The following is a 16042-nucleotide window of genomic DNA, read 5'->3' on the forward strand; positions in this document are numbered from 1 at the left end:
AGGACCTCGAATGCGTTGGACCGGTAAAATCCGATTCCTGTTTCTTGCCCCGGCCGTCATCTGGGTGCTTGCCTTCACGGTCTTCCCGCTCGGCTATTCGCTCTATCTCGCTTTCTACAAGATCGAGCAGAAGGTCGAGGTGAAGCGCGAGAAGCAGCCGATGCTCGATGCCGCCGGCCAGCCGGTCCTCGATGATGCGGGGCAGCCGCGCACCAAGAATGTCGTCATTAAGGAGCAGGTGAACACCGCCACCTTCATCGGGCTCGACAATTTCAAGCGCATGCTCACCGACACACAGGTGCATGAGGCTGTGCGCGTCACGCTGACCTTCGTGCTGATCGCGGTGCCGCTCGAACTGGCGCTTGGATTCCTGCTCGCCGTGCTGTTCAACCAGCATATATTCGGGAGACCTATATTACGCGCCATCATGATCCTGCCGATCTTCGCGACGCCGCTCGCGGTCGGCTATACCTTCTTCACGATTTTCTATGAAGTGGGCGGCCCCCTGGCCTGGACTGGCATCCCCTTCCTCTCCAACCCGACCTGGGCGCTGATGTCGGTCATCATCGTCGATGTCTGGCAGTGGACGCCTTTCTGCTTCCTCGTCTTCCTGGCGGCGCTGCAAGGCGTGCCGGACGAGCTCTATGAGGCGGCGCGCGTCGACGGCGCCAATGCCTGGGACATGCTCAAGGAAGTGATGCTGCCGCTGCTCATTCCGACCATCGTCATCGTGCTCCTGCTGCGCATGGCGGAGGCGCTCAAGCTGTTCGACATCCCCTTCGCCCTCACCGGCGGCGGACCGGGCGTCGCCACGCAGCCCTTCTCGATGCTGGCTTTCCGCACCGGCCTGCGCTTCTTCGATCTCGGCTATGCCAGCGCCATGTCCTACGCCTTCCTGGCGGTCATCATGATCGTCATCACCCTCTTCTTCAGACGTCTCAGAGCAAATTATGGCTGATCGCGCACCCGGTTCCAGAAACGGTTGGGGCGAAGTCACCGCCTCGCTCATCGCCGTCACCGTGGCGCTCATGTTCGCCTTCCCGATCTATTGGGCGTTCTCGCAGTCCTTGCGCAATCCGATCGACACTTACACGGTGGCCGGGCTCGGCGTGCCGTGGATCAATTTCACCCCGACCCTCAACAACTGGATCGACCAGCTCGGGACGCCGGAAACCGTCAGGGCCCTCTATAACAGCACGATCGTTTCGGTCAGCGCCGCTCTCCTTGCTCTGGCGCTCGGCACGCCCGCCGCCTATGCGATCGCCCGCTTCCGCTTCGAGCGCTGGAAGAACCGCGACATCACCGTGTGGTTCCTGTCGCAGCGCATCCTCCCGCCGGTCGCCACCGTCATCCCCTTCTATCTCACCATGCGCTATCTGGGGCTGCTCGACACCAAATTCGCACTCGTTCTGATCAACGCCACTTTCGTGCTGCCCTATGTGGTCGTCATCCTGCGCCAGACCTTCCTCGATCTCCCGGTCGAGATCGAAGAAGCGGCCCTTATCGACGGCGCCGGCCATTTCGGTGCCTTCTGGCGGGTGGCGCTGCCGCTCGCCGCACCGTCCATGGCGGCGGCGGGCCTGATTATCTTCGCCTTGACCTGGAACGAGTTCCTGTTCGCGGTAGCGATCGGCTCGAGCGACGCCATCATGGTGCCGGTGCATATCGCCGGCGCCATCGACACACGCGGCGTGCAATTCTGGTTCATGGGCGTGCGCGCCATGACGGCGATCATCCCGCCGCTCATCATCGCGCTGATCGCCCAGCGTTATATCGTGCGCGGCCTGACGCTGGGCGCGGTGAGAGGTTAAGCGCTTGGCCTCTCCGCTGCTCGCGAGCCTCGATCTCGGCACCGGGCGCGTGCGTGCCGTTGCGATCGATCTCAAGGGCCGCATCGTGGCGGAGGCCGCCGAGCCGACGCCGACGCATTTCCCGCAATCGGGCTGGGCCGAATATCATCCCCAGGAACTGTGGCAGGTCGTCCGGCGCGTCCTTTCGCACCTCGCCGAAACCGCCAAGTCGTTGGGAACGATACAAGGCTTCGCCACCGGCAGCATGGGAGAGGCCGGCGTCCTCATCGACGAGGACGGCCGTGAGCTCGGTCCGATCATCGCCTGGTATTGCGGACGCACCGTCACCGACGGCGAGAAGATGCGCGCCACGCTCGGCGATGATTACATCTTCCGGACCAGCGGCGTCACCGGCTCGCCGAGCTTCAGCCTGGCCAAGATCCTGTGGTGGCGACGCTGTCACCCGGATGTCTTCGCCAAAGCACGACGCTGGCTCAATATGGCTGACTGGGTGGCCTTCCGGCTGACCGGCGAGGCGCGCACCGACTACACCCTCGCCTCGCGCACCAATGCCATCGATCTCGGCAAACTCGCCTGGTCCAGCGGCTTGCTGGGCAAGCTCGACATCGATCCCGATCTCTTCGCCCCGCTCATCGCCAGCGGCGCCGTGGTCGGGCGAGTCCATACCAGGGCGGCGGAAGAGACGGGATTGCCACTCGGTCTTCCCGTCTCGGGCGGCGGGCATGATCACGTCATCAGCACGGTCGCCGCCGATACGACAGCGCCCGGCATCCTGCTCGACAGCATGGGCACGGCGGAAGGCCTCATCCTCGCCAATGACCGGCCGATCTTCGAGGACGCCCTGCGCCGCGGTGGCAACCAGCAGAGCGCGTTTTATCTCGACACCCCACGTTACAAGCTGATGTGCGGGCTGACGACGTCGGGCGGTGCCATCGAATGGTTCCGCCGCCAGGTGGGCGGCACCAGCTATGCGAGTCTGATCGCCGAAGCCCAGAAGTTGCCGCCCGGCAGCAACGGCCTATGCTTCCTGCCGCAGCTGCGTGGCGGCGACCAGCCCTACCCCAATCCGCATGCCCGCGGCGCCTTCATCGGCATCACCGGCGATGCCTCACCGGGCGCCCTGTTCCGCAGCGTGCTGGAAGGCCTTTGCCTCTCGACCCGCCTCGGTTTCGATCACTTGAGCGCCATCAAAGGCGTCACGCCGGTCAGCCGCATCCGGGTCATCGGCGGCGGCACGCGCAACGATCTGATGATGAAGATCAAGGCCAGCGTCTATGGAAGGCCGCTCGAAGTGACGGCCTTGAGCGAGGCCACTTGCCTGAGTGCCGCGATATTGGGCGGGATCGGGGCCGGTGTTTTCAGCTCGGTCGCCGAAGCGCAGGAGCGGATGGCCGAGGGACTGGGCACAGCGCGCCTCGTCGAGCCCGATCCGCATTGGGCGGCACGTTATGACGAGCTCTACCACACCGTCTATGCGCAGCTGCCGGCCGCCCTCAATGCGACGCATGACGCGCTCGCCCGGTTCCGCGATGGCGCATAAAAGAAGCGCCGGACCTCTCAGTCCGGCGCAAGTCCAGGGAGTAACACTCTTCTATTCGGTTTTCAGGCTGCCTTGAGCATGCCCTTCTTGAGCGGTTCCTCGGTGATGACGCGGTCTTCCTCGAGCGAGCGGAAGGGCTTGAGGCCGAGCTTCTGCAATTCGCCGTGATAGGCGCGCACCGCCTCCTCGGGCGTGATCGTGCCGTCGGTGACCTTGCGCATGAAGGTGAGAAGCGTCAGCGGCGCTTCGGCCTGGTTGATCTTGCGGCCGAACAGCGCCACGCGGGCGCCGTAGCGTTCCGCCTGATGCAGGAGCTCGAAGGTGTCGCGATTGGTGCCGCCGCCACCGCCCAGAATGCCGATGACGAGGTCCGGATCATAGGCGGCGAGTTCCTCGAGCGCCTTGGGGCCGTTATAGACGATCTTCAGGAATTGCGGGCGGTCGGCCTTCATGACGCCGGCAAGGCAGCGCAGAAGGCTGTCATTGATATATTCGCCGAGATGCTCGCGCTCCATATTGTGCGGCGTGTTCGGATTGAACACTTCGAGGAAATATTTGAAGCCGTTGAGGGCCGCCTCCTCGCGGAAGTCGCGGAAGGCTTCCATGGTGCGCAGATCGGAGTCGAGATCGTTCATCATGGTGATGGAGTAGAGGCCGAGATCGGTGCCGTAGATCTTCTTGGCGCCCGGCGCTTTCAACGGGGCGGCCGCATTGTACATCACACGCGGCAGGCTCGCGGTGCGGAAGGGACGCGAGGCGAGCTTCGGATAGACGCCATGGCGCACCAGGCCCCAGCAATCCGTCGTGTCATTGGCGCGGATCACCGGCTTGACCTTGCTCTTCTTGAACACGCCGCGCTCATGCAGCAATTCGAGATTGGATGCGGAAACCAGCATGACGTCGACGATGCCCTGCTTCACCACCGCCTCGATATCGTCGAGATATTCGGCGCGGGTCTTGCCGCGCAGCCTGGTGCCGTCGGGCGCCCGCTTCGGCGCGGCGCCGAGCACGCCGGCGCCCATATCGCCGTCTTTGGCGTCGGCGATGATGAAATCCGACCGCTTGTATTTGCCGGCCCGAATGCGCGCCAGCTTCTCGTCCAATTTGGTCATGACCTGTCTCCCTGAGCTGATGGGAGGTTTCCTATCATTCGCGCCAGAAATGAGCAATAACTATCAATATCTACCAACAAAGATCGAATGATATCCTCCAACCGTCTGATTATTATGGATAAATCACGACACCCAATCCTTCCAAAGTCTCTCAAATTCAATTGACAGAGACCGACATCTGGCTCCTTATGCGTGCCCATTGAGAGGAATCATGACTGCGAACGCGGATTGGGCCGACCTTTATCGTGATCTCATCGCCGATATCCCGCGCATCGCCGGCGCGGCGCCGCTGATGCTGTTCGGCCTCAGCGCCTGTGTCGATGCCCGCATTCTTGCCCATGAGCTGAAGCCCCTGTTTCGCCACGGCGCCCCTGCCGAAGCGCAAGCCTTCGGAAAACTGATCAAGGAACGCGCCGGAGCCGGCATTGGCGGCGAGGTACGGATCGATTGGCCGGAGGGGCCTGGCTGGCTCGCCGGACATGTTCCAATCGCTTATGCGCTCGGCGGCACCGGCCCGCAGGCCGCATGGTCGCTCGCCGCGATCGGCGCCCCTGCGCTGATCGCGCTCGAAGACCGCAGCGCCCATAAGCTCGGCCAGGTGCATCCCGACATTCTCATCGCCGAGAACGGCAAGGCCATCCGCGCCGCCGAAGTCATCGCCCGCGGGCCACGGCAGCCGGAAATCTTCATCATCGAATATACCGCCGGGCAAGCCATCGATGATGTGACACCCAAACGGTCGTCGCGCATTATCGTCCGTTTCCATGATCCGGGCCTCGAACATGATGCGCAGTTCGAGGCGCTCAGCGTGACGCTCGCGGACAAAGCGGGCGCCGGTCTCATCTCCGGCTTCAACAGCATCCCCTACGAGCTGATCGATTCCGAGGTCGCGCCGGTCACACGCATGTTGGCAAAATGGCGCAAAGCGGGTGTTGCTCCGATCCATCTCGAGCTTGCCGGCTATGACACGCCGCGGCAGCGCGATCGGGTGATCGACCAGCTCACAGGCTTCATCACCTCCATCGGCATGAGCCATTCGGAGTTCCAGCCGCTGATGCCGGACAGTTCCGATCTGGCCCGCGACATGTGCGCTCTGGGCGACAGGCTCGGTCTCGAGCGGGTCTGCGTCCATGCCGATCACTGGGCCGCCGCGGCAACGCGCGGAGATGCGGAGACCGAACGCCAAGCGCTGATGATGGGATGCCTGCTCGCCGGCACGCGCGCCTCCGTCGGTATTCCCGCCTATCCCAAGGGTATCGATGCACGCGCGACCTTCGCCACGCCACCACTGCCTGCCGTGACCCGGCACGGCGACTGGTCGGTCGTCGCCTGCGCCTCGCCCTATCTCGAACATCCGGGCGGCACGGTGGGCCTCGGCGACAGCTTCACCGGCGGCTGTCTCCTGATGCTCGGTTCGGCCCACTCCAGAATTTCAGCAAGGATACCTCATGGAGAGCACGTCAAAGCGGGTTGAGATCATGCCGGCCAAGCGCCGCGCCATGATCCTCGAACGCCTGCGCAAGGATGGCGCCGCCTCGATCCTCGATCTCGCCGATGAGATCGGGGCCTCGGCCTCGACCATCCGCCGTGACCTGGAGCAACTGACCGAAGGCGGCTATCTGGAGCGCACGCATGGCGGCGCCCTGCTGGTGCCGCCGCTGCAGGCGACCTTCGAGCACGAAGCCTCGCTCAATGCCGAGCTGCAGCATCCGCAGAAGCGCGCCATCGGCATGCTCGCCGCGCAGCGCATCAATCCGCGCGAAAGTGTCATCTTCGATACGGGATCGACCGTGCTCGAAGCCGTGCGGGCGACGGTCGAACGCCAGATCCCCTTGACCGCGGTGACCAACAGCCTCGAGACCGCCAGCCTCTGCGCCACCTGCCCCGGCTGGCGGGTGATCGTGCCGGGGGGCACCGTGCGTGCGGGCTCGCAGATGATGGTGGGCGATCCCGGCAAGGACTTCCTCGCGACGATCCACGCTGATTTGTGCCTGGTCGGCGCCTATGCCGTCACCGGCCGGCTCCTCACCGATGCCTCGCTCGAAGTCGCCTCGCTCAAGCGGGCGATGATCCGGTCGGCCCGCCGCATCATCCTGCTGGTCGATTCAACGAAATTCACCGCGCCGGCCTTCTCCGCCTTCTGCGACATTTCGGCGATCTCGGAGATCATCACCGATGACGGGATCAGCGCCGAGCAGCACGCCGCTCTGCGCGCCTTCGACGTCAAGGTGACCATCGCCACGGTCTGACCCTACTGCTTCTTCTTCGGCTTCGCGGCGGCGCGCTTGGGCGTGACGGCGCGCAATGGCGGCGGCGTCGTCGGTTTAACGCCGGAAATGCCGTCCAACTCCGCCTTCTCCTGCGCGATGGCGCTGTCATAGGCGGCGATCGCCTTCTCGCGCCGGAACGACAGCGCGTCGATACGGGCCTTGAGATCGGCGATGCGTTGCTGGCGCTGCGTCTCGGGCAAGGCGAGTGCGGCCGCATCGACCTTGTCGAGCAGCGGCTGCTTCACCAGCTGCTCCAGCCATGCCGCGTTTTCCTTGAGGAGTTTGTCGAGAGTCATCGAAAGGCCTTTCTCTAATTGAGGATAATATTGGGCGTGGCGGGCGGCGTAAAGTTGATGGCGTCGCCTGCTATGACATTGCCGGTGAATGTTCCGGGCATGTTGTTGAAGTTCACCGACGGGAAGAAACGCACGGTGGACTTGATCTGATTGCCGAGCACGGCCGCGGCGCGCCCGACCAGCCACACGGTCGCCGCCCGTCTCGGCTCCGCATTCGGCGAGGCAAAGTGCCAGCAATGATTATTGCTGAAAGCCACGCGCTCGAAGCGGACGATGGTGCGGTCGTTGATCCGCATTTCGCGCAACTCCACCAAGGCGGAGCGGCCGGTGCCGATGAAGCGGTTGCCGAGGATATGGGCAGCAAAGCCGAGCGCGATGATATCGGCGTTGACCCAGAGCTCCAGGGCGCCGCGCATGATGAGCGCGCGGTCCTCCCGCGTGACGCTGCGCGCGCCGGCATTGCCATAGGTGACCTGATTGCCCTCGACACGCGCCTCGAGCACCAGATCGCCCATGATGCCGTAATCGGCCTTCGACCGCGCCTGCGCGGTGCCGTCGCTGCCCGAGTTGAACACCTCATTCTCCGAGATGTTGGCTTCACCCACGATGGAATAGCAGCCGATTGAGAAAGCGAGATCGGACATCTGACTGGCGCAGCGCGCCAGCCGGTTCCCGATGATGTCGAGCCGCTCGGCGATCGAATAGGCATAGACGCCCCAGAAATCGAGCGGATCCATCCGGTTGCCGGCGACCTGCGGCGCCGTCTCGCCGATCAGCGTGATGCCGAAGCCGCCGGCGCGGCAATCATTGCCCGACAGGCGGTTGCGCCGGCCGTAGCTCAAAACGATCGCCGCATTGGCGCCACCGATCCGGTTGCCCGATATCTCCGCCCCGTCGATGCGGGTGGCGGTGAGGCCGAAACCCAGCCGGCCGGCCGCGAGAGCGTCGATCACATTGCCATTGATGACGAGACGCGAGGCGTCGATGCAGGCGATGCCGTGCTGCAATCCGGCCAGTGTATTATTGGCGACGATGCCGGCGAGGACAGTTTTGGGCGCATCCGTCCCGACGCCACCGATCTGCACGGCGACCGGCCCCTGATTGTTCCGCTCCTTCAGCCGCGCGATGACGGTGTTCCCGCTGATCTCGCAGAACGAGCCGGCGATGCGGATGCCGATATAGGTCGGGTCGGCATATTGGACGCGGTTGCCGGCGATCCGGCAGCCATCGGCTGCGACATCGATCGCCGCCGAGCGGAAATTCGCCGGCCCTTCCGGATTGGGCGGACACAGGACGAAATTGTCGGCCACCAAAGAGAGATCGGCCAGAGAATCCGCCTCGTCGAAAGGACGATCATTGACGATGATGCCGAAGGAGGCACCCGACACCCAGTTGCGGGTGATACGGCAGGCGAAGGCTGATTCCATATAGGCGATACCGAAGACAGCGATGTCGCGGCCGGCATTCTCGACGATATTTCCATCGGCCTCGAAGGCCTCGCAGCGCTCGCGCACCAGCATGCCGCCGCCCAGATTGGCGAAACGCGAGGAAAGGACACTCAGATGATCGCTGGCCTGCGCGACCAGTCCAATGAAGGTGCGGTTTTCCTTGGCGGTGACGCCGCAATGGGAAATGCGCACGCGCGACGCCCGGATGACGGTGATGACGCCGGCCCCGTCGGCGCCGGCGGAACCCGCCTCGAAATCGATGCCGAGAACGTCGACACCTTCGATGCGCTCTCGCCCGCCGCCTATGATGAGCACGGGTCCGTCGGCAGCCGAGCGCACGGTCGTCCCCGGGCTTTCCGCCTTGAGCACGATGCTGCCCCGCGTGATGCGCAGGGGCGCACGGACGACGTGATCTCCGGTCTTGAGACAGACACAACCGCCCTGTGGTGGCAAGGCATCTATCCCCGCCTGGATGTCCTCGCCCGGCCGGACGATGATCGTGCAGCAGCAATCGCCCGCCCCCTGCTGCTGCGGCGGCGGCCGGCAGTCGCTGACGACGGGCGCCGCTGTCCCGAGCCCGCTGATCGCCGCGACCTGCACATAATGATGGCGGATACCGCGCGGCGGCGCCTTGACGAGTTCCTCGATCGTCGCGGTCGCGGTGCGCGCCCAGAACACCCAGTAATCACCGGTGCGGAACGATCCGCCGGCAGGATCGACGGAGAAGTCGATCTCGATGCCGTCTTCGATGGCGATGGGTCCGGCCGCGGTCAGGATCAGGCCGTCGGCATCGATCGTGTTGCTGCCGGCGGTCTGATCCCAGCGCTGAATTCTCGTATGGCGGCCGGCGATCTCAGCGGTGGTGGCGCCGAAGGGTCGTGTCGCGGGCCGCGGCAAGGCCCGGTCGAGAACGATCCGGCGATTGGTCTCGTCGATATCGACGATGAGCGCCATATCGGCGCTTTCGCCGGCGAGCTCGCGGTGATCGTCGGTCACGCTCACCCAGTCACCCGCCCGGAAGCGCAGGAAGGCGTCGCGGCCGATGCGGTTGACGGTGAGAGTCGTCTGTGTGCCGCTCACCGCGATCTCGCGCACCGCCGAGACGATCGAGCCATTGTCGCGTGACCATTTGAACCGCGCCGTGCCGAGCGGCCCGCCTTGCTGTATCTCGACGCGATAAAGCCGGTTCTCGAGTCCACGATAGCCGGAAGCCGGCGGCAGGATGCAGGGATCATCGGGGGCCGGCGGCGCGATGGCCCGACTGGTCAGGCGCCCTGCTGATGGCGGATCGCCCACCGGCATGCCGCAGGCGGCGGCGCGTCGTGGATCGACGCGCAACTGCCAGACGGTTTGCCGGCGCGTGGTCGTGTCGGCGCCGCCGAGCGCCGGATCAAGCAGCCCAGTGTCCTCGATATAGGTGACTTCGCGCTCCCACACATCGAGATAGACGACGGCGTCGCCCGAGGCCGGCAGCGTCAAGGGCGGATGGAAGGGCTGGTTGCGATAGGTGGCGCCGTCCTCGGCGAAACATTCGATCTGAATGCCGTCGACATAGAGCCGACCGGGGCCGATCGACAGATCGGCGGGCGGCCCGGGCAGGAGGCCGATCTTGAAGGCGTCCGGGCTCACCTCATAGGGAACGCCGATCGGTCCCAGCGTGTCGAGCGCGGTGGTGCGCAGGCGGCGGCGCAATATGTCGATCTCTTCATTCCAGTCGGAATCGATCTGGACGCGGCCCTGCTGCATGAGCACGCCCGAATAACGCTTGCGGGGCTCGAAAGTGAATCTCGTATAATCACCACTCATCGTCGCGCTCCTTTGAACCCTCACGTCACATAGATCAGGCCGTAATCGAGGCCGAAGGGCAGATATTCCTTGAGCCGCAGATGCAGATTGGCTGCGCGTTGCGGCTGCTTGAGATGGCAATAGGCGCCCATTTCAGATCCGTCGGCCGCGCCCTTGGCGATCTCTTCCGGCCCCTTCAGCGACAATTGCAGATAGGCCGGCTGGCCATAGACCTCAGCCGTGTATTCCGGCTTCACACGCAACCGAACGCGATCGCGCAGTGCCTGCTTCTCGGCCGCGGTGAGCGGCCCTTGCCGCGCCTCGGCTTCCGCGATCGCCTTGCTTGTGGCGAGATCGGGCTGGCAGCGATAGCGGCGCGGCAGACGCGAGGCGGGCGGCGCATAGGAAAAGCGCACGCAGCCTTTCTGCACGCGCGCGGTGTCGACAGGACCGTCGAAGATCGTCTCGGTGGCGAGACCGATCTCGCGCAGCAGGCAGCGGCCACGGATCGTCACCCGCTCGCAGCGCAGGGTCGGGCCCGGCCGGTTCACCGCTTCGACGCCGGCAATCGCATCCTGGCCGGCGCCATCGACGATGCTGTCGAGAAGAATGAGCCCCTCGGCATGGGCCGGCAGCCGGATCGCACCCACGATCGAAAAGGCGATCTCGACCGCAAGCTCCTGATTGGCGAGACCGCCACTCGCCAGAGTGGCGACGGCCTTGAGGCTCGGCTCGGTCTGGACCGGCGGCGGCGGTTCCGTCTCGGCGATCGAGCCGCCCGGCACCACCGTCGAATGAAGGATGCGGAGCCGATGCAAGGAACCTTCGATGGCAACACGCCCCTCGATCAACAGGCCACTCAGAGTCACAGCGAAGTCGGGGCGATTGCCCGCGATCGTCAATGGACCACGCAGGCGCAGATGCGGGCGCATGCCGTCGGCGGACTCGAAGGCGAGCGTATTGCCGGTGGCACTGGTGACATCGACGGCAATGGCTTCGTCATAAGTCCGGTTGTCGCGGATGCTGATGATCGCATTGCGCCGGCCGTCGCTTGCCCAGTCCAACAGCGCCGCGGCAAGAGTCGGATGACCGGCGGGGCCGCCCACCGCGATCACCCGCACATCGGCGGCGAAGTTGCGGCGGATGAGCCAGGAGCGGCGGCGATAGGGTCCGCCACCCAGATCGGCCGGGAAGCCATAGTGATAAATGACCTCGACCTTGCTGGCCGGGAGCAGCGCCGGCCCCAGCGCCAGGCGCCCGCGCGCGACATCGATGGCGATCCGGTCGGTGGAGGGTTGCGACCAGATCGAGAGATTGCGGCAGATGACTTGCCATAGCGGAATCTCGACGCCGTCGACATAAACGGTAAGGCTCGGGGCATCGGATGCCGGGCCATAGAAATCGGCAAAGCCGGAATAGAAACGCGCCGGGCGGATCGGTTGCGGCACATGCAGCTCGGTGGCGAGACCAGCCTCGTCACCTTCCCGCCGGGCGCGGCTAAAGAGCGGCGCCGACTGGCCAAGCGGACTGAAGAAATAACGGAAATCCCCGATCGCCCCGACGCGACGCGCCTCGCTCCGTTCCAGCGCATAGGCTTGGAGCCGCCAGAGATGGAAGCCGATATTGCGGATATTGTACCAGCCTTCGTCCTGCGCCACCGGGCGCACATCGACCGTATGCGAGATCTCATCGAAGGCGCCGCCGAGACGATCGAGACGATCGATTGAGCGCATGTCAGGTGTACGCAAGGCATGCGGGCGCAGATGATTGCGCAGACATTGCGTCCAGCCGAGCAGCTCGAAATATTCGACCGCATGGGCAGGCCAGCCGGTGACGTCACGGGCCAACTCCTCGAGCATCGGCAGCGTGCCCTTGCGGCGGCGATAATAGATCGTCTTGGCAACGTCGGCGCGCGAGCGCAGCGCCACGAAGGGCCGCAAGCCGCGGCCCGGCAGGCTGCGTTCGGCGCGACCATTGAGCGCCTTGATGCGGCGGTCCTCCGCCCCTTCGAGATCACGGAAGAGCTCGACCGCGGTGTCGCCATCCTTGACGCGGCTTTCATCGAAGAGCGGCGTGGTGCCCACCAGATCGCCAATATAAGCGACGGCCCAAGGCTCGCTGGTTTCGATGAAGGCATTCTCCTGAAGCTGCCGGATATCCTCCTCGATGACATCGGCCTGGCCGTCGATGATATCGAGAAGAGCGCGCAGCGCTTCACCGCTCTCCTGGTCGCGCGCCCGGATGAAGGCCGGCAGGAGATCATAGAGACGGTCACGTTCGGCGTTGGAGAAAGCCATCAGAGCGCCTCCACGGCAGTAAGATTGAGATCGGTCGCCGGATCCTCGATGAAGGCCTGCTCGGCGGCCAGAACCGGTGGCGGCGCCCCGGTGAAGCCGGCGCGGGCATAACGGTCAATCAATGCCAGAGGCGGCGTCGGCCGCGCCGGAAAAATGCGGATATGTGGCTGGCGCGGCGCCAGATCGACGGCGCGCGACGCCTGCTCGACGGGGCTCAGCTCTTCATAATGCTTGAGCTGGAAAACATCGAGATCGACGGCGGCAACCCCCTTGGCGTCCTGCAGCACCGCATAGATCTGGCTCGCGAAGACCGCTTCGCCGAGCGGCATCGCGTCGAAGGCGAAGAAAGCGGCAAGCCGGGCGCGGGCATCTTCGAGCATCGCGTCGACTTCGAAGGCAGGATCGCGCAGCAGTCTCGCTTTGATGACGATCGGCACACGCACGAAGTTGGCCAGGAACAGCGGCCGGTTCGGATCGCGCACCCTGTCGAGCGCGCCGCGCAGGCGCGCCAGCGAGGATGCGGACAGGACATCGCCCTGTGGCCCGGCCACGGTGACGTGAAGAGCCCGCTCCGTCTCGCTCCAGACCCAAGTGACCGAAGCGCGCGCCGCGAGGCCGGATGCCGTGGTGATCGCCTCGAAATCGGCGAGCGATACGGCACGGCCAAAGGTGCGGACCGAATTGGGCGCCCCCTCGCGCGCTTCATCACGGGTCTCCGGATCAGCGCCGCCATCGGCCGACAGCGGGTTGCCGACGGATCTGAAACCGACCGGGCGCTCGAGCGGGATCGACAGCTGCTCGCGCTTCATCCTGCCCTGCAGGCCGAGACCGGTCCGGTAGGTCGCCATGATATTCATGGCGCCCGACGGCAGGCGCGCGCCGGTGGCGCCATCGCCGAACATGATCTGCGTCTCGCCGGCATCGTTCTGGCGCGCCGTATAGACACGTTCGGTGGATTTGCGGGCGAAGAAACTCGGCGCCTCCTTCCACAACTCGCCATTCACCCGAACCTCCAGAGCGGCGGCGCCCTCGAGCGATGTCGCCGATTGGAGGTAGGTCAAACCGGGCCGCGACAGCTTGAATGTCTGAAAACCCTTGGCCCCTTCGCCGTGACCCAGAGCCTCCACCGGCTGCGTCTCGCCATGGCTGGCATTCGCGACATTGCCGAGGAGCGTGACGTCGCTGAGCGCTGCTTCGGGACCCGGGGTGAAGTCGACGAACAGGTGATCATCGGGCTCTCCCGGCAGCGCCGCGAACGGCCTCACCGCGACGACCGTCACCGGATCGAGCCCCGTCGACGAGCGCAACAAAACGCGCCGCCCCTTGGCGATATTGCCCACCGTCCTGGCGCCGGGCCGCATCCGCAAAGCAAGCCGGCCCTGCCTGATCCTGTCGGGATAATCGTAGTCGCGGAAAATGATGTCGTCCGCGGCGATGCGATAGATGGCGGTCTTGCGCCGGTCGGGAATGGCGCCGATGCCGTCACCGTAGCTCGTCCATGGAGTCCAGCTGCTGCCGATCAGCGCGCGCGATGTGATGCCGCCATCGCCGCCGCGCGCATAGACATGGAGACCCAAGGCGTCGCGCCCGGCCACCGGCGCGGAGGTGAGACGGCCGGCGAGCGAGATCCATTCGTTCCAGGTTTCACCGGTTCGGGTGATCATCCACAAGGCGCCGTCCTTGCCGCGCGCGAAGATATCGAGCCGGTCGGGAGTACCGGCCACAAGTGCCAGATCGCCCGTGAGCTGGCCGCCGAGGGAGCGCCAGTCGCTCCAGACCGTGCCGTTCCATTTGCGGTGAATGACGCCGCCGGCATCATCGAGAGCGGCAACATCGATCCGGCCCGCGCCGGTCGAGGCTACTGCCGGTCCGCCGGCCAGCTCGCCCTTCAACGACGTCCAATCCGACCAGGTGGCCCCGTCGCGCAGGCGATACCAGAGCGCCCGATCCGTGCCGCGGACAAATACCGCAACCGCGCCAGGCTTGTGGGACACGGGCGCCGGCGCCGAGGTGAGGACACCATTCAATCCCATCCAGCTTCCGGGCGTGCCGGAGGTGACGTCGATCGCCCAGAGGCCGAAATCGGTTCCCCGCACGAAGACAAGGACAGTACCTCCCATGACGGCCACCGGCCGCGGCTCGCACATCAGAATGCCGCCATGGTCGACCCAGCCACTCCAGACACCCGAAACGGACCGGCGCTGGCGCAAGCGCAGATTGCTGTCGCGGACAAAGATGTCCTGACCCGCCGCCCCCACTGCAACCGCCTGGACGTCGGACGACGCGTCCATGAGATCACGATACGTCCAGCGCCGCGTGACCGCTGGCGCATCGAGCGTCAGAACGGCGCCAGTGCCCGAGCGCGCATAGACGCCGTGAATTCCGGCCACAGGTGCCGCAATACCCGGCCTCCCACGCAAGGTCTGGCGCAATTCGACCTGCGTTACCGTATCGGTCAGCTGATCGATTGTGCCCAGATGCGCTGGCCGGTCTTCCGTTCTCACGATCGCCGCGGTGCGCAGGCGCGGCACCGCGTCGGGACCGGCATCGATGAGCAACTGAGCGCCGGTCGCAACGTCGGTGTAGCGTGTGTCGAGCGGATAAAGCACGGTCTCGGCGCCAAGCGAGGCATCGACCGTCTGCAGCTCCCATTTGGGCCAGGTGGTCGGCGTCGGCGCCGGTACATAGACATTCACTTTTTCTGGCGCCGTATGTCCAAAGAACCGCAAGCGGCCGTCGAGCTTGGCGAGGCGCGCGACATCGCTGGAGCCTTGCGGCAGGGCGACCGCCGGTTCGAAAGCGATCACCTCGCCGTCGGCGCGTGGCTTTAATGCCGTCAGGGTTTTCTCCTCGATCCTGCCGAGGCCGAACAGAATGAGCTTCGCCCCAGGCGCCAGCTTCTCCGGCCGGGCTGTGATCGGACCGCCAGTCGATCCGAACGCGAAGCCATTGAAAGGAACGGGTGGCGCGAAGGCGGCCGCCTCATTGAGATCGCCATGCGCGGCGATCGCCTCGATCGTCTCGAAGATCTGGGCCTTCTCGTCCTGGCCGGGGACGCTCATCACCTTGAAGCCCTTGCGGATACGCGTCTCGGCGCCGGCATCCAGCGCGAAGCTCAGGAATGTCTCCGCAGCCAGGCCCGGACGCAGCCGGTAGCCAAGCAGGCGCGTCAGGCGCAGAAGCGAGTCCCGCTCGCGTGCGGTGCGCAGATAGAGCTCATTGGCGATGCGCTCATTGTAGAAGCTCAGAACATCCGCGGCGGCCGCGAAGAGCTCGAGGATGGTGATGGCATAGTCGTCGCTTTCGCGCGTGGTGAGATGCGCGAGCGCCGCCTCCTGCGAGATCGACAGCAGCATCGCCTCGCGGAAGCTGGCGAACGTCCCCACCCGATAGGCGATCTCGGAAAGCCCGGGGCGGTTGAAGATGGCGACGGGCGTCGCCATCGCATCGCCGGAGCAACCGCAGAAACCGTCATGAGCCATG

The 16042-nt window shown here is 65.1% G+C and carries 10 protein-coding genes; 5 read left to right on the forward strand and 5 right to left on the reverse strand.

Annotated features, from left to right (window positions below; translation table 11 throughout):
- Positions 1-10: 10 nt before the first annotated feature.
- Genes JHL16_RS25170 through JHL16_RS25180 form a run of 3 tightly spaced genes read left to right on the forward strand, consistent with a single transcriptional unit; the run spans position 11 to position 3351 of the window.
- The gene (locus JHL16_RS25170; protein ID WP_200187650.1) at positions 11-958 is read left to right on the forward strand and encodes a carbohydrate ABC transporter permease; all 948 of its coding nucleotides are present in this window, start codon (positions 11-13) and stop codon (positions 956-958) included.
- Positions 951-1811 (forward strand): carbohydrate ABC transporter permease, encoded by an 861-nt coding sequence (locus JHL16_RS25175; RefSeq protein ID WP_200187651.1) that lies wholly within the window; start codon positions 951-953, stop codon positions 1809-1811. Before JHL16_RS25170 ends, JHL16_RS25175 begins: the two co-directional genes overlap by 8 nt.
- 4 nt (positions 1812-1815) lie before the next feature.
- A complete protein-coding gene (locus JHL16_RS25180) occupies positions 1816-3351 on the forward strand; it encodes an FGGY-family carbohydrate kinase (RefSeq protein WP_200187652.1) in 1536 nt (511 codons plus the stop codon).
- Between the two features lie 62 nt (positions 3352-3413).
- Here JHL16_RS25180 and JHL16_RS25185 read toward each other — a convergent pair whose 3' ends face one another.
- Positions 3414-4463: a hypothetical protein gene (locus tag JHL16_RS25185; RefSeq protein WP_200187653.1), complete on the reverse strand. Its 1050-nt coding sequence runs from the start codon at positions 4461-4463 to the stop codon at positions 3414-3416.
- Between the two features lie 211 nt (positions 4464-4674).
- Here JHL16_RS25185 and JHL16_RS25190 point away from each other — a divergent pair, with 211 nt between their 5' ends.
- Entirely contained in the window at positions 4675-5937 is a 1263-nt protein-coding gene (locus JHL16_RS25190; protein ID WP_200187654.1) for an ADP-dependent glucokinase/phosphofructokinase, read from the forward strand.
- Positions 5912-6712 (forward strand): DeoR/GlpR family DNA-binding transcription regulator, encoded by an 801-nt coding sequence (locus JHL16_RS25195; RefSeq protein WP_200187655.1) that lies wholly within the window; start codon positions 5912-5914, stop codon positions 6710-6712. The genes JHL16_RS25190 and JHL16_RS25195 overlap by 26 nt, the downstream gene beginning before the upstream one ends.
- Before the next feature lie 2 nt (positions 6713-6714).
- Here the strand turns inward: JHL16_RS25195 and JHL16_RS25200 are convergent, their stop codons facing one another.
- The 4 genes from JHL16_RS25200 to JHL16_RS25215 are packed head-to-tail and all read right to left on the reverse strand — an operon-like array spanning position 6715 to position 16041.
- Positions 6715-7029: a hypothetical protein gene (locus tag JHL16_RS25200; RefSeq protein WP_171028294.1), complete on the reverse strand. Its 315-nt coding sequence runs from the start codon at positions 7027-7029 to the stop codon at positions 6715-6717.
- Positions 7030-7043: 14 nt separating this feature from the next.
- The gene (locus JHL16_RS25205) at positions 7044-10283 is read right to left on the reverse strand and encodes a DUF6519 domain-containing protein (RefSeq protein WP_200187656.1); all 3240 of its coding nucleotides are present in this window, start codon (positions 10281-10283) and stop codon (positions 7044-7046) included.
- Between the two features lie 20 nt (positions 10284-10303).
- Entirely contained in the window at positions 10304-12559 is a 2256-nt protein-coding gene (locus tag JHL16_RS25210) for a hypothetical protein (RefSeq protein ID WP_200187657.1), read from the reverse strand.
- A complete protein-coding gene (locus tag JHL16_RS25215) occupies positions 12559-16041 on the reverse strand; it encodes a DUF8189 domain-containing protein (protein WP_200187658.1) in 3483 nt (1160 codons plus the stop codon). The genes JHL16_RS25210 and JHL16_RS25215 overlap by 1 nt, the downstream gene beginning before the upstream one ends.
- Between the last annotated feature and the right edge of the window lies 1 nt (position 16042).

The sequence above is a fragment of the Taklimakanibacter albus genome (assembly GCF_016595235.1).
Classification (GTDB): Bacteria; Pseudomonadota; Alphaproteobacteria; order Rhizobiales; family Aestuariivirgaceae; genus Taklimakanibacter; species Taklimakanibacter albus.